Genomic DNA, 24,962 nt, shown 5'->3' on the forward strand with positions numbered 1-24,962 from the left:
GGGTAGCCCGGCAGCCGTGCTAGCGGGATTTTTGCGGGGCACTGTCGTCCAGCAATTGCTGGAGGTGGGGAAAGGACTCGGCGCGCACCACGCCGTGCATCATCAGGCGCAGCATCTCGCGGCGCATGCGCCGGGTCATCGCCTCGCGCTCGCGGGTCGTGCGCGAGTTGGCGCGCACCCACAGCGGCCAGAGGAAATAGCCAGCGAGCATGACCACTGACAGCGCCTCGGCATCGATGCCCTCCTCGCTGTGCTCGCTCTCGGCGAGGTCCCGGGTGCTCTGGGCGAAGCGGCGGAAGAAGGCGTTTTCTCCCGGGTTGTCCGAGGACATGACCGAGAACAGCCAGATACGCCCGAGTTCGGGATTCTCCACCGCGAAGTCGACCAGGATGCTGATCGCCTCGAAAATCGGCCGGTTGTGCGGCTGCCCGTCGCCCTCGTCGTTGTCGCCGAAAATGCGTTGCAGCAGGTGTTCGCTGACCCAGTCCACAGTCGCCTGGATCAGGTCGTCGCGGGTCTCAAAGTGCTGGTAGGCGGTGCCGCGGTTGACGCCGGCGAGGTGCGCGACACGCGACAGGCTGAGGCCGTCGGGTCCGTCGGAGGCGAGCACGGTGCGCGCGGCGGCGAGGATTTCCTCGCGCGTGGCCTGCGGATTGCGCCGGCGCCGACCGGACGGGGGAGCGTCCGTGGGACCCACCATACTAATCACCAATGTCGATTATTATCTCGGCGGATTCTGCGCGCCTGTACCGGGGCTGTCAACCGCGCCGGGGCGCCGCCTGCAGTGCCGGGCTCAGCGCACCGGGTTTTGCTCGAGGTAGGACTGCAGCAGCGCATGGGTGTCCGCGCGCAATACGCCGTGCATGCTCAGGCGCAGCACTTCGCCGGCGAAGCGCCGCGACATGGATTTGCGCGCGCGCTTGCTCTGGGCGTGGGAACTCACCCACACCGGCCACAGGAAAAAACCCGAGAGCATGAGCACGGTGAGCACCTCGATATCGATGCCCTCCTCGCCCGCGCCGCCCTGCACCATGTCCTGGACCGAGCGCATGAAGCGCTTGTAGAAGACATCCTCGCTGGGGTTATCCCGCGACAACAGGTCGTAGAGCCAGATGCGCCCGATATCCGGGTTGTCGATGGCGAAATCCGCCAGGCGCACACTGAACTGCGCCATGCGACTGACCAGTTGCCCGATGTCCACCTCACTCGCCCCGGCCACTTCCCCGGGGTCGATATCCTCGGGAAATACCGCATCCAGCAACTGGCTGCTCACCCAGTCGAGGGTGGCGCGCACCAGGTCTTCCTTCAGTTCAAAGTGCTGGTAGGCCGTGCCGCGATTGACCCCGGCCAGTTTGGCCACGCCGGAAACGCTCAGGCCCTCGGCGCCATCCTGGGAGAGCATGGTCTTGGCGGCCTCGAGAATCGCCAGCCGCGTCCCCTCGGGATCGCGCCTGCGGCGTGGTTGTCGCTGTTCGACACGCGACATGCTTGAATCCCCTGTGATTCCACTTGGTCAGAGCCGGCGCGAATCATTGTTATAAATGCGTCCGGACATTGCGGTTTATAGCAGTTTGCCGCCGCAAATGACAACGCCGCGTCCGCGGCGCCCCGCCGCTTGCAGGCAAATACCCAAATTTATATGCTAGCCGCTCTTCGCAATCCCCGTTCGCCCGCGCGTTGCGCGCAGGCGCGCCTCTATTCTTCAAGCAGGAAGGACACCATGCTAGACAAGCTCCGCGTAGTCATCACCGGCGCCGCCGGCTCACTCGGCCAGGCCGCTGCAGAAAAAGCCCGCGCCTCGGGCGCCTATGTTATCGGCCTGGACATCGTCGATACGCAGAGCCTGGCGAATACCGACGAGTATCACCAGGTCAACCTCATGGACCGCGACGCCACCCGCGAGTGCTTCGCGGCCCTCGGCGACATCGACGCCCTGTGCAATATCGCCGGCGGCTTCGCCATGGGCGACACCGCCTACGATGCTGACAGCGACCAGTGGGCGAAGATGTTCGCCATCAACGTCGACACCATGCGCAACGCGACCATGGCGGCGGTGCCGCTGTTGAAGCAAAAAGCGAAGGGGGCAATCGTCAATATCGGCGCCATCGGCGCGCTGTCCGGCATCGGCACGATGAGCGCCTACTGCTGCTCCAAGGGCTCGGTGATGAAACTGACCGAGAGCCTGTCCGACGAACTGCGCGAGGACGGCATCAACGTCAACGCGGTCATGCCCAGCATCATCGACACCCCGCCCAACCGCGAGGGCATGCCGGACGCGGACTTCTCCAAGTGGGTCAGCCCGCAGCAACTGGCCGAAGTGATCTGTTTCCTCGCCTCGCCCGCGGCCAGTGGCGTGCACGGCGCGCTGGTGCCGGTGCGCGGGCTTTCCTGAACCCGCTGCGCGCCCGTGTTAGCGGGCGCGCGCACTCTCCCTGCGGTATTCCCCGCCAGGCTTTTGCGAAAAAGCGCGCCGGTCAGGTCTCCACGACAGCGCGGTTACAGCTCGAGTGAAGTCTCGTCCAGCAGGTCCGGCTGCGGTTTGCGCTGCTCGTGCATCCACGCGAAGCGCTCGCCCGCCGGGTTGTCACGCAGCAGGCTGGCGGCGAACGCCGGACGCAGGGACTGGAAGTACAGCCGCGCCTCGATGTGCAGCCCCGCGTTATCCAGGCCCGCCCAGGGCAGGCGGTAGTGCACGGTGTCGCTGCCCGAGCCCTCGCCGCTGCCATCGTTGTTGAAATCCGCGTCGTTGCGCGCCCGCCCCGCCACCGCGATGTCCGCCGAGTAATCCGGTGAATCCGCAGTAAAACCAGCGGGAGGAATGCGGTTGTCCTTCACGTAGCGGGCGCCGTAGAGCAGCGTATAGGTGACCTGGCCGTTCACATCGGCCATGACGGCCTCGTACACCGGCACCTGCGCCGCGTTGCTCACCACGTCGCGGTGCGGCAGGTAACAGCGGGTGGCGACGAAGTCCGCGGGCTTGTGCGGCGCCAGGCAGGCTGCCTGTGCCAGCCGGGCGTCGCTCCCCAGGCGGCCGTCCGCGTCCGGCGTACCCGACTCGAACAACACCGCGCCGTCCGCGTCGCTCACCACCAGGTTCACCCACACACGACGGCTGGGAAAACTGGTGGGCAGCTTGTGGCCGCTGCGGTTGCGGATGGTGACGGCAATCTCCAGCAGGTCGTCGTCCAGTTGCGCACTGTCGATACTCAGCGTGGCGGTGCGGTTGCGCATGAATCGCGTGTTACTGGCGATCTGCGCATCGAATCCCTCCGCGGTCGTGCTGCCGGCGATGCCCAGTTCCGCGCGGAAATCGCGCAGCAGTTCCAGCACGTAGACGTTGCCGCCACGGAAGCCGTGCTGCGAGTAGGTGTCGCGCTCGGGCCAGGCGGGATTGGCGTCGCCGTTGGGCTTGGTGGCGATCGCCGTGCTGTAGTCCTCGATCACCGGCATGTGGCAGTCCTGGCAGCTGCGGTCGCCGGCATCGCCCTCGCTGTAAGTGCTGTTGAGCCACTCGGCATAGGGTGACTGCTCGACAAACTCCGCGCCGGTCAGCGCATCCGTGTTCACATCCACGGTCGGCGTCTTCAGGTCGTGGCAGGTGGCGCACAGTTCCGAGGACTGGATGTGGCTGGCCCCCATGACCGTGTACTGGGTCTGGCGCTGCATGGGCATGGCCAGCGGGTCGCTGTAGGGGCCGTAGATGATGCGGCTGTCGTAGATCACGTATTTGCCAGAAGCCGCCTCACCCAGGTCCTGGGCGTCGATCTGGTGGCACAGCGTGCAGCTGACGCCCTCGCGCGCCATGTCCTGCTGCGCGGCGCTCTCCAGCCGGTAGCAGCCCTCGTCGTCCAGCGGGCAGTCCTCGGTTTCCAGCGAGGTGAGGGTACTGTGGGCGTTGCTGTGGGCCATGGGTGAATGGCAGGTCAGGCACTTGTCCTCGATGGTACCGGCAAGTGCGGGGAACTGCGCGGTCTCGCCGGCCAGCTGCGCCTGGAAGATGGGGTCGTCGAAACTGTGGGCCATGGCCGAGTGCTTCCAGCCAGCGTACGGGCTGATGTCCTCACCGTCCGCGTCCTGTGGATAGCGCAGCACGCCGCTGCCATCGGTGGCGGCGGAGTGACAATCAGCGCAGGTGGCGGCGTCGGTGAAGGCGCCGATCACCCCCCAGTGCGGATCGAATTCGTCTACTGAGACGATGCTCTCTTCAACGTCCTCGAAGTCCTCGACCTCCTCGACCGCCTCCGGCAGTGCCAGGGGCGGCTCGCTGGTGCGCGGCGGTGAAGCGGACCCGCCGCTACCGCAGGCAACGAGCCAGACACAGAGCAGGTTGAGCAGGAACGATTTGCGCTTGAGCCTCATGATGGCGTTCTTCCGGAAGCTGCGATTTCCTCCAAGCTATCAACAGCCGCCCGCCGGCGGAGTGACAATCCGCAAGCGCTGGCGATTTTCCCGGTACTGGCAGGCAAACGCATCGAAGCCGGCGAAAACCCCCGCCGGCAGCGAATAGCTGGTAGAGTCTCCTGCGGCATACCACCGCGCCACACCCTCACGGAGGACCGCACCCATGGCACAGCAGTACCGCGCACTGGAAGACAAGCACATCGAATTCATCGCCCGCCAGCAGATGTATTTCGTCGGTTCCGCCGGCGCCGAGGGTTTCGTCAACGTCTCGCCCAAGGGCATGGACAGCCTGCGTGTACTGGGCCCCAACCGTGTCGCCTGGCTCAACCTCACCGGCAGCGGCAACGAGACCGCTGCCCATGTGCTGGAGAATGGGCGCATGACCGTCATGTTCTGCTCCTACGATGCGGCGCCGCTGATCCTGCGCCTGTACGGCAAGGCTGAGGTCGTCTACCCGCGCCATGAGCGCTGGGACGAACTGGCGCAGCACTTCCCCGCCCACGCCGGCGCGCGGCAGTTTTTCGACCTCGACGTCGCCATGGTGCAGACCTCCTGCGGCTACGCGGTACCGCGCTACGAGTTCGTGGAACAGCGCCCGACGCTGGTGCAATGGGCGGAAAAACACGGCGCCGAGGGCGTCATGCAGTACTGGCAGGATAAAAACCGCGTCAGCCTGGACGGCGCGGACACCGGCATCTTCGAATAGAACATAAACACAAGGAGTACAGCATGCGCTTGAAGGGACGCATCGCCCTGGTCACCGGTTCCTCGCGCGGTATCGGCGCGGCGATCGCAAAAAAACTCGCGGCCGAAGGGGCCAGCCTCGTGCTGCACGCGCGCGAGACCGACGAACAGGCCCAGCAGGTGGCCGGGGCCATCCGCAGCGCGGGGGGCGAGGCGCATATCGTGCTGGGCGACCTGACCACGCCGGAAGCCCCGTTGCGCGTGGTGCAGGAGGCCTTCGCCGTTCACGGTGCGCTGGACATCCTGGTGTGCAACGCCGGCGGCAGCAGGGGCGGACTGGTGGTCAACCAGCAGTTGGCGGATATCGACGCCACCCTGGCCCTGAACCTGCGCGCGGTGATGCTCTCGGTCGGCGAATTCGCCCGCCTGACGCAGAGCGACCAGGGCCGCATCGTGCTGATTTCCTCGGGTGCGGCAGCGCACCCGGCCTACGGCGCGTCAGGCCTGTCCGCCGCCAAGGCCGGCGCCGAGGCGTTCATTCGCGCCGCCGCGCAGGAACTGGGAGAACGCGGGATCACCGCCAATACAGTGGCCCCGGGCACCACGAAAACCGACCGCATCGCCGGCCAGGCCTGGACCGACAAGGTGCCGCCTTGGACCGCCCTGCGCCGCCTCGGCGAGCCGGAGGACATTGCAGATATCGTCGCCTTCGTGGTCTCCCACGAGGCGCGCTGGCTGACCGGCGCCACCCTACCCGCCAGCGGCGGCCTGCTCACCACCGCGGCGAATATCCTGGCGCTGGACCAGCGCTAACCGCCAGCGCCGCCTCGCCGGGGAGGTATCGCCGACCAACGCGGACACATGCCACTACAGGGCGAGGCTCACCAGCACCCAGAACCAGGCCGGGCCTTTGCGTTATTCGTCCGGTGACATGGCTGCGCTCAGGGTGGGACTAGCGCTGGTACTTGCCCAGCGGCCAGTTCGCAGTGCGCGTCGCGGCCGGCATCAGCGGTTTCATCAGCGCCATCGTCCCCAGCATCATGCGCGCGCCGAAGGAGACGCGGCCGGTCTCGATATACGCCTTGAAGTTCTGCGTAATCCACTTGCCGCCGGAGGCCATGGACTTCTCGGTCTGGGTGCCGGCCGGCACATTCTCGGTGATCAGCAGGAACTCGACGCCGCCCTCCACCTCGGTGAGGCGGTAGGTGACCTTGCAGGGCGCGTCGTCGTTGGTGGTGAACTTGAAGGTCTGGGTGTACAGGTGCGGCGGTTCGAACTCGAGCACCTCACCGACCACGAAGGCGTTCTTGCCATCCGCGGAAATCATGCGGTAGGGCGCGCCCGGAGCCAGGCCGGGGGTGTCGCACAGGGCGTTGTAGAAGAAGGGGCGCGGCGAGGTGGTGTTGACCAGTTCGGACCACACCCGCTCGATGGGCGCGTCGATGACGACGCGGTAGACCTGCCTGGCGGCACTTTCAGCTTCCATCCCTCTCCCCCTTTTTGCGGCTTTTCGCCTGCGGTGACGGCGGCGCTGTCGCGCTCTCCGCCAGGTACTTGATACGGGTCAGCTGTCCGGCCCAGTAGGCGCTGTACTGCGTGGTCCAGCGTTCGTGGATCATCTGGATGGGCACCACATTGAAGTACAGCCTGCGGCTGCGCCCATCGGGTTCCGACACCACCAGCCCCGCGGCCTCGAGAATCGCCAGGTGCTTCATCACCGCCACCCGGCTGACGTCGAATTCGCTGGCCAGCGCCCCCACCGCGAGGCCCGGCCGGGCGGTGAGGATATCCAGCATGCGCCGGCGGCTGGCGTGGGCCAGGGCGTGGAACACCGCATCCATGTCGCGATCGTCTTGCATCAGGTCAACGCGGCAAACAGCTAACGTGTAACCATAAGGTTACATTAAAGTGGCGCGCTGTCAAGTGTCTACCGTCAGCTGCCAGTAGCCGACGTCCAGCCAGCGCCCCTGCTTGTTGCCCACCTCGGGAAAGTGGGCCACCTTGCGCATGCCCATCTTCTCGTGCAGGGCGACGCTCGCCGGGTTGGGCAGGGTGATGCCGCCGATCATCGCGTGCACGCCGAGCGCCCGCAGCTGGCCGAACAACTCGCTGTACAGGCGCGTGCCCCAACCGCCGCCGCCGCGCTCGGGATGCAGGTAGACCGAGACCTCCGCCGAGTGGCGATAGGCGGCACGGGCTTTCCAGCGGCTGGCATAGGCGTAGCCGATCAGTTCGCCCGCCGCCTCCGCGACCAGCCAGGGGTAGCCGGCCGCGGCCACATCGGCCATGCGCACGTTCATCTCGGTCGCATCCAGTTCCTCCTCCTCGAAGGTGGCGACCGAGTGCCGGATGTAGTGGTTGTAGATCGCCGCGATGGCCGCCGCGTCCTCCTCCTTCGCTGCCCGAATCATCAGTTCAATCTCCTTACCGCCTGTTGCATTTCCCGCTGCAGCGCCGCCGCTTCCCGGGCCGGGTCATCGGCGTAGGCCAGCTGCTGGTAGCAGCGGGTGATCGACTCGATGGACTGCGCCAGCCGCGGCACCGCCTGGGCGGCGCGCCGCGCATAGGACCCCGGCGCCTCGCCCGCCTCTCGCACCACGCCCATGCGCGCCAGCCGCGCGCAGAACTTCAGGTACAGGCGGTCGTGGGGCGCCAGCGCCGCCAGCGGGCGCCGCCACAGCAGCAATACCGCGGCGGGTAGCAGCGCCAGCGCCAGGGCGCCGAGGATCACCGCCGCGATACGCAGCGGGCTGACCTGCCCGAGCCAGTCCTGCAGCAGGTTCATCTGGCGCGTGCCGTCGAAGCTCACCACCCAGCTCTGCCAGCGGTAGGTGAGCGCGTCGTAGCGCAGGCGCACCTGGTTGATCCAGCGAATCCCGCGGTAGCGCAGCGGCGACAGTGGCTGGTCGGCGAGGAAGGTGCCCTCCGACGCCACCGCCTGCTCCAGGCCGAACTCGACGCGCGCCGGCGACACCGCGGAGGTGGGGTCGACCCGCACCCAGCCGCGCCCGGCCATCCACACCTCGGCCCAGGCGTGGGCGTCGAACTGGTGGACGATCACCGTGCGGTTGACCGGGTTGATCTCCCCGCCCTGGTAACCGGCGACGACCCGCGCGGGGACTCCGGCGGCGCGCATCAGCACCACGAAGGCCGAGGCGTAGTGCTCGCAAAAGCCGCGCCGGGTGCCGAACAGGAAAGCGTCGACCGCGTCCTGTGCCGGAAGAGTGGGCGGTTCCAGGGTGTAGAAAAACGACTGTTCGCTGAACAGGGCCAGGGCGCGATCGACGATCGCCTGGCTGTCGTCGCTACCCGCGGCGAGTTCCTGTCCCAGTGCCAGCGTGCGCGGGTTGCGCCCCTGCGGCAGGGCCAGTTCCGTCCGCTGCCGCCAGGGCGAGAGTTCGGTTTCCAGCTCGGCCGCTGGCCAGGACTCCACCGTGTAGCGGAAGTCATCCTCGATAACCACCGGCCGGAACAGGCGGTAGTCCGCGGCATTCATGATGCCGGTGTCGGCACTGCGCGCGTAGCGCAGGGCATAGAGCCAGCGCTGCTGCGTGGGTGCCATGATGACCGAGTAGCGCAGGGGCGCTTCGGTCACTTCCGGCAACGGCGGCCGCCGCTGGTCCGCGGGCACGTCGTAGTAGTCCAGCGTACTCCAGGTGCCCGCCTCCAGGCGGCTCATCACCAGGCCGCGCCAGTAGAGTTGGGAGCGCGGCGGGATCTCGCCCTCGAAGGCCACACGGAAGGCGACCTCCCCCGAGCGCGACAGCCGCGAGACATCGCCCGGGCGCATGAAATCGCTCATACCAGTGACCGCAGACTGGCTTTTCAGCGGCACGGTCCACAGCGGGCCGACGCGCGGGAAGATAAAAAACAGCACGACCATCAGCGGCGCCGACTGCAGCACCATGGCCGTCGCCGAGCGCAGCGGGCGCAGGCTGAAGCGCTCGTCACCGGGGCGGTGCAGGGCGACCAGCGCAGTGGTGACCAGGATCACGTTGCACAGGCACAGCAGCACAATCAACAGGTCCTGGCTGAACAGGAATTCGGTGAGCACCACGAAATAGCCGAGGAACAGCAGCACGTAAGCGTCCTTGCGCCGCGCCACTTCCAGCACCTTCAGCGCGAAGGCGACCAGCAACAGCGCGACCATCGGCTCCAGGCCGATCAGGTTGCGAAACGACAGCAGTATGCCGCCAACCCCGGCCAGGATCAGCGCGAGCTTGACCGGCCAGCGCGGGAACGACCATGAGCCGCGGTAGACCATGATGCGCCACAGCGCGGCGCACAGGCTCACGGCCACTACCCAGATCGGAACCCGCGGCAGGTGCGGCGCCAGCAGGGTGAACTGTGCGGCAATCATCCACACCAGGGCATTGCGCGGAATCTGCTCGGCCTGCTTCATCGGCTCGCCCTCATGCGGGGGAACCCCGGCCATACAGGGCCAGCGCACGCAACACGCGGTCGCGGTGCAACTCGCCGCGCCCCGGCGCGATACTCACCCCGGGCAGGCGCAGACCGTAATCCTCCCCGACACGCTCCATCTCCAGCGCCCAGTAGCACAGGTGCGACAGGCGCTGCTCGGTGCCCAGCCCGGCGAACATCTCCCAGTCCAGCCAGGCGCTGCGCTCGGTGTGGGTGACGTACTGGGCCACCTGCAGGGTGCGCCCGCGGGCCAGCCCCTTCCAGTAGATCTGGCGCAGGGAATCGCTCTGCTGGTAGTCGCGAAAGCCGTAGAAGTCATCGTTGCCCGGCTGCGGCAGGGAACTGCCCTCGTGGTCGGCGCTGGCGACGCCGGGCGGCGCCGCGCTGGCCAGCGGCTGCGGGTAGACCAGCGCCGGCAGGTCCAGGTCTACCAGGCTCCAGCAGCGCAGCAGGCCGAGCGGGTACCAGGATTCCACCACCAGCCGGCCAGGCTTGTACCAGCCGCGCTCGCGGCCGACCGGTGCGTGCAGCGCCAGCCGCACGCGGTCCTCGCCCAGCAGGCTGACCTGCACCACGGAACTGTCCGGCCAGTGCAGCGACAGGCCGACGTGCTCGCGCCGGCGACCGCGCTCCACCAGCAGTTCGAACTCGGTGTGCTGGCCGGGAAACGCCGGGCGCGCGTGCACCGCGTGAATGGTGAGCCCGGCGAGATTGCCGTAAGTGTGCAGGGTGGCGACCACGAACAGCGTGGCGAGCAGGAAGGTGAGCGCGTAACTCAGGTTGTTCTGGAAGTTGATCGCTGCCAGCAGCATGACGCACAGGCAGACGGCAAAGAATACGCCGGTGCGGCTGGGCAGGATGAAGATGCGCCGCTGGTTGAGGGTGATGCTGCGCGCCGGGGGAATGCGCTGCTCCAGCCACTGGGCGAAGCGCCGGCGCAGGGACTGGCGCAGTCCGAAGATACCGCTACCGCCCGCCCCCGCCACTCGCGCCGCGTCCCGCGCTCAGGGCCGGATCACGTCGACGTTGCGTTGCAGCAGCGCCACCAGGGCCGCGCCGTCGCCGGCGTAGTCGCCGCTCGGTACCAGGCGGTGCGCCGCCACCGCCGGCAGTACCGCCTGCAGGTCTTCCGGGATGACGTGGTTGCGGTTGTGCATCACCGCCCAGGTCTGCGCGCTGCCGAGCAATGCCAGGGCGCCGCGCGGCGACAACCCGACCTCGAACTCGGGACTCTCGCGGGTGTAGGCGACCAGCCGCTGCAGGTAGTCGAGCAGGTTGTCCGAGGACTGCACCTCGCGCACCGCCTCGCGTATCGCCGCCAGTTGCGCAGTGCTGATCACCTGCTGCAGGCCCTCGCGGGCATTGCCCGGCGCCTGGCGCCGCTGGAACATGGCGCGCTCGGCGCGCGGGTCCGGGTAGCCCAGGTGCAGGCGCATGAGGAAGCGGTCCAGTTGCGACTCGGGCAGTGGATAGGTGCCGGACTGGTGCACCGGGTTCTGCGTGGCGATGACAAAAAACGGGTCGGGCAGCGCGCGGGTCTCGCCATCCACCGTCACCTGTCCCTCGGCCATCGCCTCGAGCAGCGCGCTCTGGGTGCGCGGCGTGGTGCGGTTGATCTCGTCGGCGAGCAGCAACTGGGTGAACACCGGGCCGGGACGGAAACTGAAGCTGGCGTCGTTGGCGTTATACACGGAGACACCGAGGATATCCGCCGGCAGCAGGTCCGAGGTGAACTGCACGCGCTTCCAGGACAGGCCGAGCACGTCGGCCAGGGCGTGGCACAGGGTGGTCTTGCCCATGCCGGGCAGGTCCTCGATCAGCAGGTGGCCGCGCGAGAACAAACAGCACAGGGCGAGACGCACCTGGGGTTCCTTGCCGAGCAGGACCTTGCCCACCTCGGCGACCGCGGAATCGATCAGCTCCTGTAACTGCATGCTAGCGTCCCGTCACCCTCAAGCGATTGCGTCGAACCCCCGTTGCAGGTCGGCCTTGAGGTCGTCGAGAGCCTCGAGGCCGACGGACAGGCGTACCAGGCCGGGGCGGATGCCCGCCGCCTCGCGCTGCTCATCGCTCAGGCGGCCATGGGTGGTGGTGGCCGGGTGCACGATGGTCGACTTGGTGTCGCCGAGGTTGGCGGTGAGCGAGAAGATGCGCGTGGCGTCGATGAAGCGCCAGGCCTCGTCCTGCCCGCCCGCGACCTCGAAGGACAGCACCCCGCCGAAGGCGCGCTGCTGGCGCGCGGCCAGCGCGTGCCCCGGGTGCGTGGGCAGACCCGCGTAGTTCACGCGCACCACCGCGTCGCGAGCCTGCAGCCAGTGCGCCAGGTCCAGCGCCGCGGCGCTGTGGGCCTCCATACGCAGGCGCAAGGTTTCCAGGCCCTTGAGGAACACCCAGGCGTTGAACGGACTCATGGTCGGGCCGCAGGTGCGCAGGAAGGTCACCACCTCGGTCATGTGTTCTTCGCTGCCGATCACGGCACCGCCCACGCAGCGGCCCTGGCCGTCCAGGAACTTGGTCGCCGAGTGCACGACGATGTCCGCGCCCAGGGCCAGCGGGGTTTGCAGCGCCGGAGTACAAAAACAGTTGTCCACCACCAGCAGCGCGCCGCCTGCATGAGCCAGCGCAGCCATGGCGGCGATGTCCGCCACCTCGCACAGCGGGTTGCTCGGGGTTTCCAGGAACAGCATGGCGGTGTTCGGGCGCATCGCCGCCTGCCAGGCCGCGATATCCAGCAGCGGCACGCTGGTCACCTCGACACCGAATTTCGCCATGTACTTGCCGAACAGGTTGGTGGTGGTGCCGAACACGTCGCGCGAGCAGATCACGTGGTCGCCGGCCTTGAGCAGGGCCATGGCGGTGGACAGGATCGCCGACATGCCGGAGGCGGTGCCGACCCCGGCCTCGCCGCCCTCGAGCGCGGCGATGCGCTGCTCGAAGCTGCGTACGGTCGGGTTGGTGTAGCGCGAATAGACGTTGCCCGGCTGCTCGCCGGCAAAGCGCGCGGCCGCCTCCGCCGCGCTGGGGAAGACGTAGCTGGAGGTGGCGAAGATCGGCTCGGCGTGCTCACCCTCGTGGGTGCGCTCGATACCGGCGCGAATAGCCAGCGTGTCGAGCTGCGCGCCCGCCAGCGGGTCGTCGGGAGAATCGGTCATCGCTTCAGTTCGTGCAGGGCTCAGACATTGTTGTGGATTCCCACTACCGCGCCCTCTTCCTGCAGGGAGGCGCGCTGGGCGCACTGGGCCTCGTCGTTGCGCGCGGCGTCCAGCTGGTCGAGATAGGCCTGGTCGACATCGCCGGTGGGGTACTCGCCGGAGAACACCGAGCACTCGAAGGCATCGACGTGCGGGTTGCCCTCGCGCGAGCAGGCGATGAGGTCCTTGAGGTCCTGGTAGACCAGCCAGTCGGCGCCGATCAGCTCGCACACTTCCTCTTCCGTGCGCCCGTAGGCGATCAGTTCGGAGGCCGAGGGCATGTCGATGCCATAGACATTGGGGTAGCGCACCGGCGGCGCCGCCGAGGCGAAGAACACCTGTGCGGCACCGGCATCGCGAGCCATCTGGATGATCTGCCGGCAGGTGGTGCCGCGCACGATGGAGTCGTCCACCAGCATCACGTTCTTGCCGCTGAATTCCAGGGGTACCGGGTTGAGCTTCTGGCGCACCGATTTCTTGCGCTGGTTCTGCCCGGGCATGATGAAGGTCCGCCCGATATAGCGGTTCTTCATGAAGCCCTCGCGGAACTTGATGCCGAGTTCATAGGCCATGGACTGCGCGGCGATGCGGCTGGTATCCGGGATCGGGATGACCACATCGATCTTCAGGTCCGGCTGTTCGCGGCGCACCTTGGCGGCCAGGGTCGCGCCCTGGCGCATGCGCGTCTTGTACACCGAGATCTCGTCCATCATCGAGTCCGGGCGGGCGAAGTAGACGTGCTCGAAAATGCACGGGCGCAGCTCGGTGTGCTCGGCGCACTGGCGCCGGTGCAGGTTGCCCTGCATGTCGATGAACACCGCTTCGCCGGGGGCGACGTCGCCGAGCAGCTTGAAGCCGAGCACATCCAGCGCCACGCTCTCGGAGGCCATCATGTACTCCTTGCCGCCGGCGGCGTTGCGCCGCTCGCCGACCACCAGCGGGCGGATACCCAGCGGGTCGCGGAAACCGACGATGCCGTAATTGACGATCAGGCTCACCGCCGCATACCCGCCGCGGCAGCGCCGGTGCACCGCGTCCACCGCCTTGAAGATGTCGTCGGCGCGCGGCGAGAGCTTGCCCAGGGTCTGCAATTCGTGGGCGAAAATATTGAGCAGCACCTCGGAATCGGAATCCGTGTTGAGGTGGCGCAGGTCGTCCTGGAACAGCTCCCGGGCCAGCTGGTTGGCGTTGGTCAGGTTGCCGTTGTGCACCATGGCGATGCCGTAGGGCGAGTTGACGTAGAAGGGCTGGGCCAGCGCCGGGCCGGAGCTGCCGGCGGTGGGGTAGCGCACATGGCCGATGCCGACCGTGCCCTGCAGGCGCTGCATGTGGTGCTGGCGGAACACGTCGCGCACCAGGCCCTCGCTCTTGCGCAGGCTGAAGCGCCCGAACTCGCAGGTCATGATGCCGGCGGCATCCTGCCCGCGGTGCTGCAACACCGTCAGCGCGTCGTAAATGTCGGGGGCGACGTCGTGTTCAGCTACGATTCCAACCAGGCCACACATCGGGCTTTCACCTCGGTTTTCAAGTCACTATCGGTGCGCCGGGGGGCGCGTTGGCGAATACCGCCTGCACCCAGTCCACCAGCAGCACAATCTGTGGCATCAGCACGGATTGATGCACCACCTGCTGGTACTGCGCCGGGGCCAGCTGCTGCGCCACCCAGGCCAGCGCAAGAATGATGATGACGCCGCGGGCGAGGCCGAATACCGTGCCCAGCAGTCGATCCAGCACGCTCAGCCCGGCCAGCCGCACCAGCCCGGCCGCCAGCCGCACGATCACGGTGAACACCACCAGCGTGGCCACGAACAGCAGGGCGTAGGCCACCACGTAGCGCCCCGTGGGGTTGCCGATGGCCTCGGCCAGCGCCAGTGCGAGACGATCCACGAAGGCGTGTGCCACCACGAAGGCGGCCACCCAACCCAGCAGCGACAGCGCCTCGCGCACGAAGCCGCGCCACAGGCTGAGCAAGGTGGAAATGCCCAGCACCACCAGGATCACCCAGTCGAGGGCGGTCAGGGCAGCCGGATCAAACATGCTCGCCAGTCATTGGGGCGCATTCTAACAAACGCGGGCGGCCGCGGAAAAAACTCTTTCGGGAAAAGATCACGACTGCGGAGGCTCAAGGATAATACCTGACGACCAGCGACTTGACGCCGAACTCGCTGTCGATGCCACCGCGGATGGCCTCCAGGCGGGATTTCTCCACCTTGGGCCCGATACACACCCGGTACAGGGCCTTGCCGCCGCTGAACACCTTCTTCACGTAGGCTTTGTGGCCGAGCTCGACCAGTTGCGCGCGCAGCGCATCGGCGCGCTGGGCCTCGCTCACCGAGGCGACCTGCAGCACCCAGGCGATGGGGATGTCCTGCTCGTCCAGGGCGGTCGGCTGCGGCGGCTCGGTGCGTGTGCTGCCCGGTTCGGGCAGGGCGGCGACCGCGGGAGACGGAGGCTCCTCCTCTACCTCTGCGGAGCTTGCCGGAGTGTCGGCGGGACTGTTGGCATCCGGCAGGGCGTCCACCGGCATGGCGTCACCGAGGGCGGCGCGCTGGGCCTCGTCGTGGGGCGCAGCGACGCGCAGGCCGGCGCGGTCCGGCGGCGGTACGGGAGCGGTATCGATGGCCGGGGGCGGCGGTGCCTCGCGCACCGCGCTACCGCTGGGGGCGCCCGGCTCGACGAAGATGATAGGCCAGAACACCACGCCCAGGGCGAGCAGGATCAGGGCTCCGACCAGGCGCTGCTTGAGTACGTTATTCATCCCTCGCCATGTCCCCCAGGTCTCGTTCCAGTGCCGGCAGCACGCCCGCCAGGGTATAGAAGGAGCCGAACACCACGGCCTGGTCGCGCGGCGTCAGCAGCTCGAGGCAGCGCGCCGCGGCGGCGGGCAGGTCGGCGCACAGCTCGTGCTCGCCCTGGCCCTGCCCCAGCAGGCTGGCGGCCTCCCGGGCGGGCATGGCCCGCGGGTTGTCCGGCTGGTCGGGAAACAACCAGTAATCGAAGCGCCCGGCGCACAGGCTGAGCATCTCGCCGACGGCCTTGTCGTGCATCGCGGAAAATATAGCAATCCGCCGGCCGTCACAATGACCGGCGTCGAGTTTTTCCACCAGCCGCGCCACCGCCGCCGGGTTGTGGGCGACGTCCAGCAGGAAGTCGTAGCCGCCCAGCTGCAACCTCTCGCGACGCCCGCGCAGTGGCGCGGCGGCAATCGCCCGGGCCAGTGCCGCGTCGTCGAAGTCTGCACCCAGGGCCAACGCGGCCTGGGCCGCCGCGGCGACATTCGCCGGCAACAGGGCGCCCACTGCGGCGCGCAGCAGGACCGGCGCCCCGCCCGCGCACGGCATCAGTTCGAATGCCGTGGCTGCGTGGCTGTCGGCGCAGCCGAAATCCGCCCCCAGCTGGTACACCGGCTCGGCGCCGATGCGCTCTACGGCCGCCAGCAGCGATGCCGGCGGCTGCGGGTCGGCGATGATCGCCGTCTTTCCGGGGCGCAGGATACCGGCCTTCTCCACCGCGATAAGCTCTCGGGTGTGCCCCAGCCACTGCTGGTGGTCGAGGTCGATACTGGTGATCACCGCGACGTCGGCGTCGACGATATTGGCGGCATCCAGGCGTCCGCCCAGGCCCACTTCGAGCACGATGACATCCGCGCCCAGTTCGCGGAACACCCACAGTGCAGCGAGCAGGGCGAACTCGAAATAGGTGAGCGTGGTCTCGCCACGCGCGGCATCGATGGCCTCGAAGGCGGCGATGATGGACGCGTCGTCGACCTCACCGCGGGCCAGGCGAATGCGCTCGTTGAAGCGCAGCAGGTGCGGGGACGTGAACGACCCCGGCCGGCGGCCGCACTCGGTAAGCAGGGATTCCAGCACCGCGACGGTGGTGCCCTTGCCGTTGGTGCCGGCTACGGTCACCACCGGTACCGTCACCGGCAGCAGGCCCATCGCCCGCGCCACGGCGCCGACCCGGGCCAGGCCCAGGTCCATGGGGTCAGGGTGGAGGGTCTCCAGGTATTGCAGCCACCGCGCGAGTGGGGTGTTACTCATCCCCGGCGTCGTCAGCCTCTTCCGTCTCGACTTCGACTTCGGGTACCAACTCGACGTCCGGTGCGGGCAGGTCGCCCAGCTTGGCCAGCAGGCGGCCGATGGTCTCGCGCATCTCGCCGCGGGGGACGATCATGTCGATAGCGCCGTGCTCGAGCAGGAACTCGCTGCGCTGGAAGCCCTTGGGCAGCTTCTGGCGGATGGTCTGCTCGATGATATTGGGGCCGGCGAAACCCGCACGGGCGTCGGGCTCGGCGATGTTGATGTCGCCGAGCATGGCCAGGGAGGCGGATACGCCGCCGTAGACCGGATCGGTCATTACCGAGATGAACGGCACGCCCATCAGCTTCATGCGCTCGAGGACGGCGCTGGTCTTGGCCATCTGCATGAGGGAGATGAGCGCCTCTTGCATGCGCGCGCCGCCAGAGGCAGAGAAACACACCATGGGGACGCCGAGTTCCATGGCCAGCTTCGCCGCGCGGGTGAATTTCTCGCCCACCGCGTTACCCATGGAACCGCCGTGGAAATTGAACTCGAAGGCCACGCACACCAGCGGCATGCCCAGCAAGTTGCCGCGCATGGCGACCAGGGCGTCTTTTTCACCGGTGGATTTTTGCGCCGCACTGAGGCGGTCGCGGTAGCGTTTCTTGTCCTTGAACTTGAGGCGGTCGACGGGCTCCACCTCGGTGAGGATTTCCTCGCGGCCCTCGGCGTCGAGGAACAAATCGAGGCGGCGCCGGGCGCCGATGCGCATGTGGTGATCGCACTTGGGACAGACGTCACCGTTGCGCTCGAGGTCCGGGCGATACAGCACCGCATCGCATTTCAGGCACTTCTTCCACAGCCCCTCAGGAACGCTGGCGCGTTTCTGGCCCTCCGCCTTGCTCACCCCGGACGGTAAAATCTTGTCTATCCAGCTCATGCTTTTCCCCACCCCACTGCAAGAAACGAGTATAGAACGTGAGCGGCGCTCTAGGAAGCGGCCCGGTCCACCCCGGCGCGAATATCTGCCAGCAGTGCGCAGGCCACCGCCCCCGCCGCCGCGTGATCGGCCCCGCCGTCCAGGGCATCGGCCATGGCGCGAATCAGCGCGCTGCCCACCACCACGCCGTCGGCCACACTGGCCACCGACGCGGCGGAGTCCGCATCGCGGATTCCGAAGCCCACCGCCACCGGCAGTGCGCTGGCGGCGCGAATGCGCGCCACGTGCTCGGCGACATCGACGGTGTCCAGGTGCCCGGCACCGGTCACGCCCTTGAGCGACACGTAGTAGATGAAGCCGCTGGCCTGGGCGACGATGCGCGCGATGCGCGCCTCAGGCGTGGTCGGGGCGACCAGGAAGATGTTGTCCATGCCCACCCGGTGCAGTTCGGCGTTGACCTGCTCGACCTCCTCCGGCGGGATGTCCACGGTGAGCAGCGCGTCCAGGCCCACCGCCGCGGCGGCGTCGGCGAAGGCCGCATAGCCCATGTGCTCGACCGGGTTGGCGTAGCCCATCAGTAGCACCGGGGTGGTGGTGTCTTTCTCGCGGAAGGTACGTACCACCTCGAGGGCGTCGCGCAGGCTGGTGCCGCCGGCCAGAGCCCGCTCGTGGGCCTGCTGGATCACCGGCCCCTCGGACATGGGGTCGGAGAACGGCACGCCCAGCTCGATGATGTCCGCGCCGTTTTCCACCAGCGCATGCATCAGCGGCACGGTGGAGGCGAGGTCCGGGTCTCCGGCGACGATGTAGGGAATGAGGGCCTTGCGACCGGCGCGCGCCAGCTCCTCGAAACGTCCGGCAATTCGACTCACGCTGTGTTCTCCTACAACTCGATGCCGTCGATCTGCGCGACGGTATGGATGTCCTTGTCGCCGCGACCGGACAGGTTGACCACGATGTTCTGTTCAGGGCTCATGTCGGCGGCCAGCTTCTGCGCATAGGCCAGCGCATGGCTGCTCTCCAGCGCGGGCATGATGCCCTCGATGCGGGTCAGGGCGTGGAAGGCCTTGAGCGCTTCGTCGTCGTTGGCGGCAACGTAGTTCACGCGGCCGATGTCCTTGAGCCAGCTGTGCTCGGGGCCGACGCCGGGGTAGTCGAGGCCGGCGGACACCGAGTGGGTATCCATGATCTGGCCGTTGACGTCCTGCATCAGGTAGGTGCGGTTGCCGTGCAGTACACCGGGGGTACCGGCGGACAGCGGCGCCGCGTGCTGGCCGGACGCCAGGCCGTGGCCGCCCGCCTCCACGCCGTACATGGCTACCGAGGTATCGTCGAGGAACGGGTGGAACAGGCCGATGGCGTTGGAGCCGCCGCCAACACAGGCGACCAGCGCGTCGGGCAGGCGCCCGGTCTGTTCCAGGCACTGGGCGCGGGCCTCGCGGCCGATCACGCACTGGAAGTCGCGCACCAGCATCGGATAGGGATGCGGGCCGGCGACGGTGCCGATGATGTAGAAGGTGTCGTCGACGTTGGTCACCCAGTCGCGCATGGCCTCGTTCATCGCGTCCTTCAGCGTGCGCGAGCCGGACTTCACCGGGATCACCTCGGCGCCGAGCAGCTTCATGCGATAGACGTTGAGCGCCTGGCGGTGCACGTCCTCCTCGCCCATGAACACCTGGCACTCCAGGCCCAGGCGCGCAGCGACGGTGGCGGTGGCCACGCCGTGCTGGCCGGCGCCAGTCTCGGCAATCACCCGCTTCTTGCCCATGTGCTTGGCCAGCAGCGCCTGGCCGATGGTGTTGTTCACCTTGTGCGCGCCGGTGTGGTTGAGGTCCTCACGCTTGAGGTAGATGCGCGCTCCGCCGATCTGGTCGGACCAGCGCGTCGCGTGATACAGCGGCGAGGGACGGCCCACGTAGTGCGCCAGGTCCTCGTCGAACTCGCGCTGGAATTCGGCGTCGTCGCGCAGGCGCACGTACAGCGCTTCCAGTTCGTCCAGGGCGGACATGAGGGTTTCGGCGACAAAGCGGCCACCGTAGATCCCGAAGCGGCCGTGCTCATCGGGCACCGCCGCAAACGGCTTCTGGTTTGCTTCACTGTTCATCTTGCTCGTCCACTTGCTGTTGGTCCGCGGCGCGTACCGCGGCGATAAAACGCTGTATTTCGGCGGTGTCCTTCACCCCCGGCGCGGCTTCCACCCCGCCGCTGACATCCACCGCCCAGGGCGACATCGCGGCGATCGCCGTGCCCACATTGCCGGCGTTGAGGCCACCGGCGAGCACCACGGGCAGCGGCAGGTCCGGTGGCACCATGCGCCAGTCGAAAGTCTTGCCGGTGCCGCCCGGCACGCCCTCCTGCCAGGCGTCGAGCAGCAGGCCGCGGCCGCCGGCGTAGTCGCGACTCGCGCGCGGCAGGTCGATGCCTTCGCGACAGCGCAACGCCTTGATCCAGGGCCGACCGAACGACGCACAGAAGGCGGGCGATTCCTCGCCGTGAAATTGCAGCAGTCCCAGCGACAATGCGGCGGCCAGTTGTTCAACCTGCGCGGCGTCTGCATCGACGAAGAGGCCGACCAGGGTCACGAACGCGGGAACCTCGGCGGCGATCTCGCGGGCCCGGTCCAGGCTCACTGCCCGGGGGCTGGGCGGGTAGAACACCAGCCCGATAGCATCGGCGCCCGCCTCTACGGCGGCCAGCGCATCCTCGGTCCGGGTAATGCCACAGATCTTGATACGCGTGCGCGCCAAAATGGACTCCAGGGTGAGCCGGTTTTAAGGCCGCGCATGATAGCAGAAGCCCCGCGCGCTGTCTGTACAGCGCCAGCGCGGGGTACCCGGTAACGCCGCGCTGCTAGGAAGACACGTCCGCGCCCAGCAGCAGCGGACCGGGCGGTGTCGGCGGCAGGCCGAACTGCGCCGGGTAGAGTACGTCGACCAGGTACAGGCCCGCTGCGGGGGCGGTATCGGCGGCGACGGTGCGGTCGCGGCCGCGCAGGAGATCGGCGATCCACTGCGGCTTCTGGCGCCCGCTGCCCACCGCCAGCAGGGAGCCGACGATATTGCGCACCATGTGGTGCAGGAAGGCGTTGGCCTGGATATCGACCACCACGATGTCGCCGCGGCGGAACACGCTGACGGCATGGACGTTGCGCATCGCCGTGGGCGACTGGCAGGTGGCCGCGCGAAAGGCAGAAAAGTCCTGCTCGCCGAGCAGCGCCTGCGCCGCCCCGTGCATCCGCGCGGCATCCAGCGGGTGGCGGTACCAGGTGAGTTGCCCGCCGAGCAGGGCCGGGCGCACCGGCGTGTTGGCGATCAGGTAGCGGTAGCGGCGCGCAAGGGCGGAGAAGCGCGCGTGGAATTCCGCGTCCACCGCCTGCGCCCAGTGCACGCGTACATCCTCGGGCAGGTTGGCGTTGCCGCCCAGCACCCAGGCCCGGGGTGGCCGCGCACTGGGGGCGTCGAAGTGCACGATTTGGCAGTGGCCGTGCACGCCGGTGTCGGTGCGGCCGGCGCAATGCACACGCACGGGCGCGGCGGCAACTGCGGTGAGCGCCGCCTCGAGGGCCTGTTGTACGGTGGGAGCTGCGGGATCGGGCTGGCTCTGCCAGCCGCGGTAGTGGGCGCCGTTGTATTCGATGCGGCAGGCGATGCGCGCGCCTGCGGGCAGGCTGCGCGCACTGCGGGGGGACTGCTCGTCAGTCAATGCGGTCCAGCAATGCCTGCGCTTCGCTGCGATTCTCCTCGGAGCCCTCGGCGACCACTTCCTCGAGGATCTGGCGGGCGCCGTCCTCGTCACCCATGTCGATATACGCACGGGCCAGGTCGAGCTTGGTAGACATGCCGTTGGCGTCGGCGGCGATCACCAGGTCTTCGTCGTCCTCATCGTCATCGTCGCCCAGCGGGCTGTCGAGGAAATCCGCAGACAGGTCGAGGTCGTCCTCGATGGTATCGTCACCGCCGGTACCCTCGATTTCGAGGCCGACAAAATCCGACTCCAGTCCGCCGCCGATCTCCTCGGCCAGGCCCGCGGGGGGCTCGGACTGATTGTCGGTTTCACCCAGCAGTTCACGGGCGCGGGCGGTGGCCGCAGCGTCGCCGCGAGCCTCCAGTTCGTAGAGCTGTTCGCGCGCGGCGGGGCGATTGCCCAGCTGCAGTTCTGCCTCGAGCAGCTTGAGGCGGTAGGCGGTGTTCTCCGGCTCGCTGGCCAGGGCGCTCTTGAGCAGTTCGCGGGCCTGCGGGTAGCGGCCGTAGGCGATGTAGATGTCCGCCTCGGCCAGCGCATCGCCGGAATCCATATCGGAGGCGTACTCGCCGCCCTCGGAGTCAGCTAACGGCGCCTCATCGGCAAGGGCTGGGGCCGCCGGCTCCAGCGACTGGTCGAGGAAGGAATCCGCGGGACCGGTGTCCAGTTCGTCGGTGAACGGGTCGTCGAGCAGGTCGTCGTCGAGCAACTCGTCCAGCGGCTCCTGATCGGGCGCTTGCGGGGCCGGTGCAGGCGGCGGTGTCTTGAGTTTGACGTCGGCGAAGGCATCGCGCACCGGCTCGTCGACTTCGTCGTCACCGGAGCGACGCCAGCGCACGAAGAGCAGGCCGAGAATGGCCAGCACCAGGGCACCCAGGCCGTACAGGGCATAGCTCATCCAGCCGGACTCTTTCGGCGGCGGCACCTTGGCCGGCGGCAGTTTCTTCGGCTTGGATTCGGGCTTGGCTTCGGGCTTGGCGGCGGCGGGCTTTTCCTCAGCCGGCGCGGCCGCGGCGGGTTCCTCGGCAGGTGATATCTCTTCCTCTACCGCGGAGTCCACGTCCTCGTCGTAACTGTCCAGCCCACTGTCGTAGTCGTCGTAGGGCGCGGGCTCCTCGCCCAGGTCTTCTTCAACGGGGAGCGCGTCGGCTTCCACACCGGCCTCAGCCAGCGCAGCCTGCAACTCGGCAATCTGGGCATCCTTCAGGCTGACCAGGCGCTCCAGGCTGTCAACCTGGTTTTCCATCTCCGCGATCTGCGAGCGCGCCTGGCCGAGGGCGGCGCTGTCGCCGGCCCCGCCGCGCGAGGATGTCGCACCGCCGGTCAGTGCCGCGGCTTCCTCGGCCGGGTCTGCGGAAATACGCAGGGACGGGCGGCTGGGCGCCGGTTCCTGGCCACGGCTGGCCTGCCACGCCTCATTCTGCTCGCGCACCTCGGCCAGTGCAGCCTCTAGGTCCTGGGAGCTGATGTCCTCGGCGCTGGGCAGGTAGATAATGAAGCCGGCCTTGATCTGGTTGATGTTGCCGTTGATAAAGGCATCGGGGTTCAGGCGCTGGATATCCAGCATAGTCTGGTGAACGGAGGCGCCCTCCGGCCGCGAACTCTCGGCGATCTGCCACAGGGTATCGTCGCGGTGGATCATGTAGCGCCCGCCGGACTGGGGTGCGTCACCCGCTTGGGCATTGAAGTCACGTTGCGGCATTTCCCCGGGGCCCAGGTTCGACTTCCTGACATCGACACGAGTGCCGCTAGTCGCCGCCGCCCCCTCCGGCTTTTTTCCCGCAGAATCCGGGGCCGGAATACCTTCGACTTCCTCTACGCGCTGGCTCGCCGACACCACCGGGGTACCGGTTTCAAACAGCGGCGGATCTACCAACACGGTGTATTCGCGCAGCAGGCGGCCATCGGGCCAGCGCGCTTCGACGATGAAATCCAGGTAGGGTTCGAGGACCGGGTCCTCGGAGGTCATGGTGATGGAACCACGACCACTGGCATCGAGGTTAACCTCGAACTTGATACTGGTGAGGAAGTAGGCCCGCTCCACCCCCATGCGGTCGAAGTCCGCGCGGGTGGCAAGGCGCACGATGATTTCATCCTCGTGCAGACTGCCTACATTGAGCAGATCTACCTTCGCCTGCAGTGGTTCGTTGAGAAAGGATTCCAGTTGCAGATCGCCGAGTCCCAGTGCATACGTGGAACTCGCGTGCAGACACCCCAGCGAAAACACAACGGCAGAAAATTTACGCGCCATAGCCATGCCTTATTATCTTCCTGCTTCTCCCCTACCGGCCCCCCTAAGGCTCGGTCCCATGCCATGTCTGCGAGTTCCGGCGCTCTTTCTGTCTTGACTGACTTCCTGTGAGAGCCTCCGGACGGTGCTGTGAAAACGCCAATTTAATGCCCCTGGCACACCGATTGCAGACCCGAACTCGAGCCAAGTATCAGTGAACCATGGGCATATATCAAGGCAACTTATTGTGTTTTCTGAAGTTAATCACAGAAAGTCAGAAATGAGTTTTTCCGCGATTTGAACGCTGTTCAGGGCCGCTCCCTTGCGCACGTTGTCGGCGACGATCCACAGGTCCAGACCGCGCGGATGGGAGATGTCCTCGCGAATGCGGCCGACGAAAACCGGGTCCTGTCCGGCGGACTCGGTCACCGCGGTGGGGTAACCGCCATCGGCGTGTTCGTCCATCACTACCACTCCCGGCGCCGCGGCCAGCAGTTCGCGTGCCTGCGCTGCGCTGAGCTTCTCGCGGGTTTCGATATGCACGGCCTCGGAGTGGCCGAAGAAGACCGGGATACGCACGCAGGTCGGGTTCACCTGGATGCTCTCGTCGCCGAAAATCTTCTGGGTTTCCCACACCATCTTCATCTCTTCGCGGGTGTAGCCGTTGTCCTGGAAGGTGTCGATGTGCGGCAGCGCGTTGAAGGCGATCTGCTTGGGGTAGACCTCGCACTCGATCTCCTGGCCGTTGAGCAGGCGCGCGGTCTGCCCCGCCAGTTCCTCGATCGCTTCCTTGCCGGTGCCGGAGACGGCCTGGTAGGTGGCGACGTTAATGCGCTCGATACCCACGGCGTCGTAGATCGGCTTCAGCGCCACCAGCATCTGGATGGTGGAGCAGTTGGGGTTGGCGATGATGTTGCGGTTCGGATAGTCCGCCAGTGCGCCCGGGTTGACCTCCGGCACCACCAGGGGAATGTCGGCATCGCGGCGAAAGTGCGAGGTGTTGTCGATAACCACACAACCGGCGGCCGCGGCCTTCGGCGCATACTCCTCGGAGATACTGCCGCCGGCGGAGAACAGGCCGATCTGCGCCTGGCTGAAATCGAACTCGGCGAGATCGCCGATGGTCACCGACTTGCCGCGGAATTTCACCGTCTTGCCCGCGGATCGGCTGGATGCCAGCGGGTAGAGGTTGCGCACCGGAAAATTCCGCTGCTCCAGAATCTCGATCATGACTTCGCCCACGGCGCCGGTTGCGCCGACCACGGCCACGTCATATTGCTTGCTCATTGTCTGCTTCCTCCTGGAATGCTGAATCTTTGTGTCTTTGCCTG

24 protein-coding genes are annotated in these 24,962 nt (G+C 67.3%); 3 read left to right on the top strand and 21 right to left on the bottom strand.

Going from position 1 to position 24,962, the window contains the following annotated elements; all coding sequences use genetic code 11:
• Positions 1-19 precede the first annotated feature (19 nt).
• The gene (locus E4634_RS19095) at positions 20-700 is read right to left on the bottom strand and encodes a TetR/AcrR family transcriptional regulator (RefSeq protein ID WP_135446271.1); all 681 of its coding nucleotides are present in this window, start codon (positions 698-700) and stop codon (positions 20-22) included.
• Between the two features lie 93 nt (positions 701-793).
• The gene (locus E4634_RS19100) at positions 794-1,486 is read right to left on the bottom strand and encodes a TetR/AcrR family transcriptional regulator (protein WP_135446272.1); all 693 of its coding nucleotides are present in this window, start codon (positions 1,484-1,486) and stop codon (positions 794-796) included.
• Between the two features lie 234 nt (positions 1,487-1,720).
• On the opposite strand from E4634_RS19100, the gene E4634_RS19105 reads away from it, so the two are divergent.
• Positions 1,721-2,392: an SDR family NAD(P)-dependent oxidoreductase gene (locus E4634_RS19105; RefSeq protein ID WP_135446273.1), complete on the top strand. Its 672-nt coding sequence runs from the start codon at positions 1,721-1,723 to the stop codon at positions 2,390-2,392.
• A 104-nt stretch (positions 2,393-2,496) separates the two neighbouring features.
• Here E4634_RS19105 and E4634_RS19110 read toward each other — a convergent pair whose 3' ends face one another.
• Positions 2,497-4,359, bottom strand: a complete 1,863-nt coding sequence (locus tag E4634_RS19110) for a hypothetical protein (protein ID WP_135446274.1) — start codon at positions 4,357-4,359, stop codon at positions 2,497-2,499.
• Positions 4,360-4,564: 205 nt separating this feature from the next.
• Here E4634_RS19110 and E4634_RS19115 point away from each other — a divergent pair, with 205 nt between their 5' ends.
• Entirely contained in the window at positions 4,565-5,107 is a 543-nt protein-coding gene (locus tag E4634_RS19115) for a pyridoxamine 5'-phosphate oxidase family protein (RefSeq protein ID WP_135446275.1), read from the top strand.
• Positions 5,108-5,130: 23 nt separating this feature from the next.
• Positions 5,131-5,898: an SDR family NAD(P)-dependent oxidoreductase gene (locus tag E4634_RS19120; RefSeq protein WP_135446276.1), complete on the top strand. Its 768-nt coding sequence runs from the start codon at positions 5,131-5,133 to the stop codon at positions 5,896-5,898.
• Between the two features lie 139 nt (positions 5,899-6,037).
• Here the strand turns inward: E4634_RS19120 and E4634_RS19125 are convergent, their stop codons facing one another.
• The 18 genes from E4634_RS19125 to E4634_RS19210 all read right to left on the bottom strand — a co-directional run bounded on the left by E4634_RS19125 (position 6,038) and on the right by E4634_RS19210 (position 24,918).
• On the bottom strand, positions 6,038-6,571 hold the full coding sequence (locus E4634_RS19125; protein ID WP_135446277.1) for an SRPBCC domain-containing protein: 534 nt from the start codon (positions 6,569-6,571) through the stop codon (positions 6,038-6,040).
• Positions 6,561-6,944: an ArsR/SmtB family transcription factor gene (locus E4634_RS19130; protein ID WP_135446278.1), complete on the bottom strand. Its 384-nt coding sequence runs from the start codon at positions 6,942-6,944 to the stop codon at positions 6,561-6,563. The genes E4634_RS19125 and E4634_RS19130 overlap by 11 nt, the downstream gene beginning before the upstream one ends.
• Positions 6,945-7,004: 60 nt before the next feature.
• Positions 7,005-7,496 (bottom strand): arsinothricin resistance N-acetyltransferase ArsN1 family B, encoded by a 492-nt coding sequence (locus E4634_RS19135; protein ID WP_135446279.1) that lies wholly within the window; start codon positions 7,494-7,496, stop codon positions 7,005-7,007.
• Positions 7,496-9,487 (bottom strand): transglutaminase TgpA family protein, encoded by a 1,992-nt coding sequence (locus E4634_RS19140; protein WP_135446280.1) that lies wholly within the window; start codon positions 9,485-9,487, stop codon positions 7,496-7,498. The genes E4634_RS19135 and E4634_RS19140 overlap by 1 nt, the downstream gene beginning before the upstream one ends.
• Before the next feature lie 10 nt (positions 9,488-9,497).
• Positions 9,498-10,493 carry a DUF58 domain-containing protein gene (locus E4634_RS19145; protein ID WP_206046954.1) on the bottom strand — a complete coding sequence of 332 codons (996 nt, stop codon included), beginning with the start codon at positions 10,491-10,493 and terminating at the stop codon, positions 9,498-9,500.
• 18 nt (positions 10,494-10,511) lie between these two features.
• Positions 10,512-11,441, bottom strand: coding sequence for an AAA family ATPase (locus tag E4634_RS19150; protein ID WP_135446281.1), 930 nt, complete (start codon positions 11,439-11,441; stop codon positions 10,512-10,514).
• 18 nt (positions 11,442-11,459) lie between these two features.
• On the bottom strand, positions 11,460-12,659 hold the full coding sequence (locus E4634_RS19155; RefSeq protein WP_135446282.1) for an O-succinylhomoserine sulfhydrylase: 1,200 nt from the start codon (positions 12,657-12,659) through the stop codon (positions 11,460-11,462).
• Between the two features lie 20 nt (positions 12,660-12,679).
• A complete protein-coding gene (gene purF, locus E4634_RS19160) occupies positions 12,680-14,203 on the bottom strand; it encodes an amidophosphoribosyltransferase (protein WP_135446283.1) in 1,524 nt (507 codons plus the stop codon).
• Positions 14,204-14,222: 19 nt separating this feature from the next.
• Positions 14,223-14,735: a CvpA family protein gene (locus E4634_RS19165; protein ID WP_135446284.1), complete on the bottom strand. Its 513-nt coding sequence runs from the start codon at positions 14,733-14,735 to the stop codon at positions 14,223-14,225.
• 85 nt (positions 14,736-14,820) lie between these two features.
• On the bottom strand, positions 14,821-15,456 hold the full coding sequence (locus E4634_RS19170) for an SPOR domain-containing protein (protein ID WP_135446285.1): 636 nt from the start codon (positions 15,454-15,456) through the stop codon (positions 14,821-14,823).
• Positions 15,449-16,741, bottom strand: a complete 1,293-nt coding sequence (locus E4634_RS19175) for a bifunctional folylpolyglutamate synthase/dihydrofolate synthase (protein ID WP_135446286.1) — start codon at positions 16,739-16,741, stop codon at positions 15,449-15,451. The genes E4634_RS19170 and E4634_RS19175 overlap by 8 nt, the downstream gene beginning before the upstream one ends.
• On the bottom strand, positions 16,734-17,660 hold the full coding sequence (gene accD, locus E4634_RS19180) for an acetyl-CoA carboxylase, carboxyltransferase subunit beta (protein ID WP_135446287.1): 927 nt from the start codon (positions 17,658-17,660) through the stop codon (positions 16,734-16,736). Before accD ends, E4634_RS19175 begins: the two co-directional genes overlap by 8 nt.
• Before the next feature lie 50 nt (positions 17,661-17,710).
• A complete protein-coding gene (gene trpA / locus E4634_RS19185) occupies positions 17,711-18,532 on the bottom strand; it encodes a tryptophan synthase subunit alpha (protein WP_135446288.1) in 822 nt (273 codons plus the stop codon).
• Between the two features lie 11 nt (positions 18,533-18,543).
• The gene (gene trpB, locus E4634_RS19190) at positions 18,544-19,764 is read right to left on the bottom strand and encodes a tryptophan synthase subunit beta (protein WP_135446289.1); all 1,221 of its coding nucleotides are present in this window, start codon (positions 19,762-19,764) and stop codon (positions 18,544-18,546) included.
• Positions 19,754-20,407, bottom strand: a complete 654-nt coding sequence (locus E4634_RS19195; protein WP_135446290.1) for a phosphoribosylanthranilate isomerase — start codon at positions 20,405-20,407, stop codon at positions 19,754-19,756. The genes trpB and E4634_RS19195 overlap by 11 nt, the downstream gene beginning before the upstream one ends.
• A 103-nt stretch (positions 20,408-20,510) precedes the next feature.
• Positions 20,511-21,362, bottom strand: a complete 852-nt coding sequence (truA, locus tag E4634_RS19200; protein WP_206046955.1) for a tRNA pseudouridine(38-40) synthase TruA — start codon at positions 21,360-21,362, stop codon at positions 20,511-20,513.
• Complete coding sequence (locus E4634_RS19205) at positions 21,355-23,658, bottom strand: FimV/HubP family polar landmark protein (protein WP_135446291.1); 2,304 nt, start codon at positions 23,656-23,658, stop codon at positions 21,355-21,357. Before E4634_RS19205 ends, truA begins: the two co-directional genes overlap by 8 nt.
• A gap of 237 nt (positions 23,659-23,895) precedes the next feature.
• A complete protein-coding gene (locus tag E4634_RS19210; RefSeq protein WP_135446292.1) occupies positions 23,896-24,918 on the bottom strand; it encodes an aspartate-semialdehyde dehydrogenase in 1,023 nt (340 codons plus the stop codon).
• Positions 24,919-24,962: the final 44 nt, after the last annotated feature.

Origin of the sequence: Mangrovimicrobium sediminis (assembly GCF_004745945.1) — a bacterium.
Taxonomy (GTDB): domain Bacteria; phylum Pseudomonadota; class Gammaproteobacteria; order Pseudomonadales; family Halieaceae; genus Mangrovimicrobium; species Mangrovimicrobium sediminis.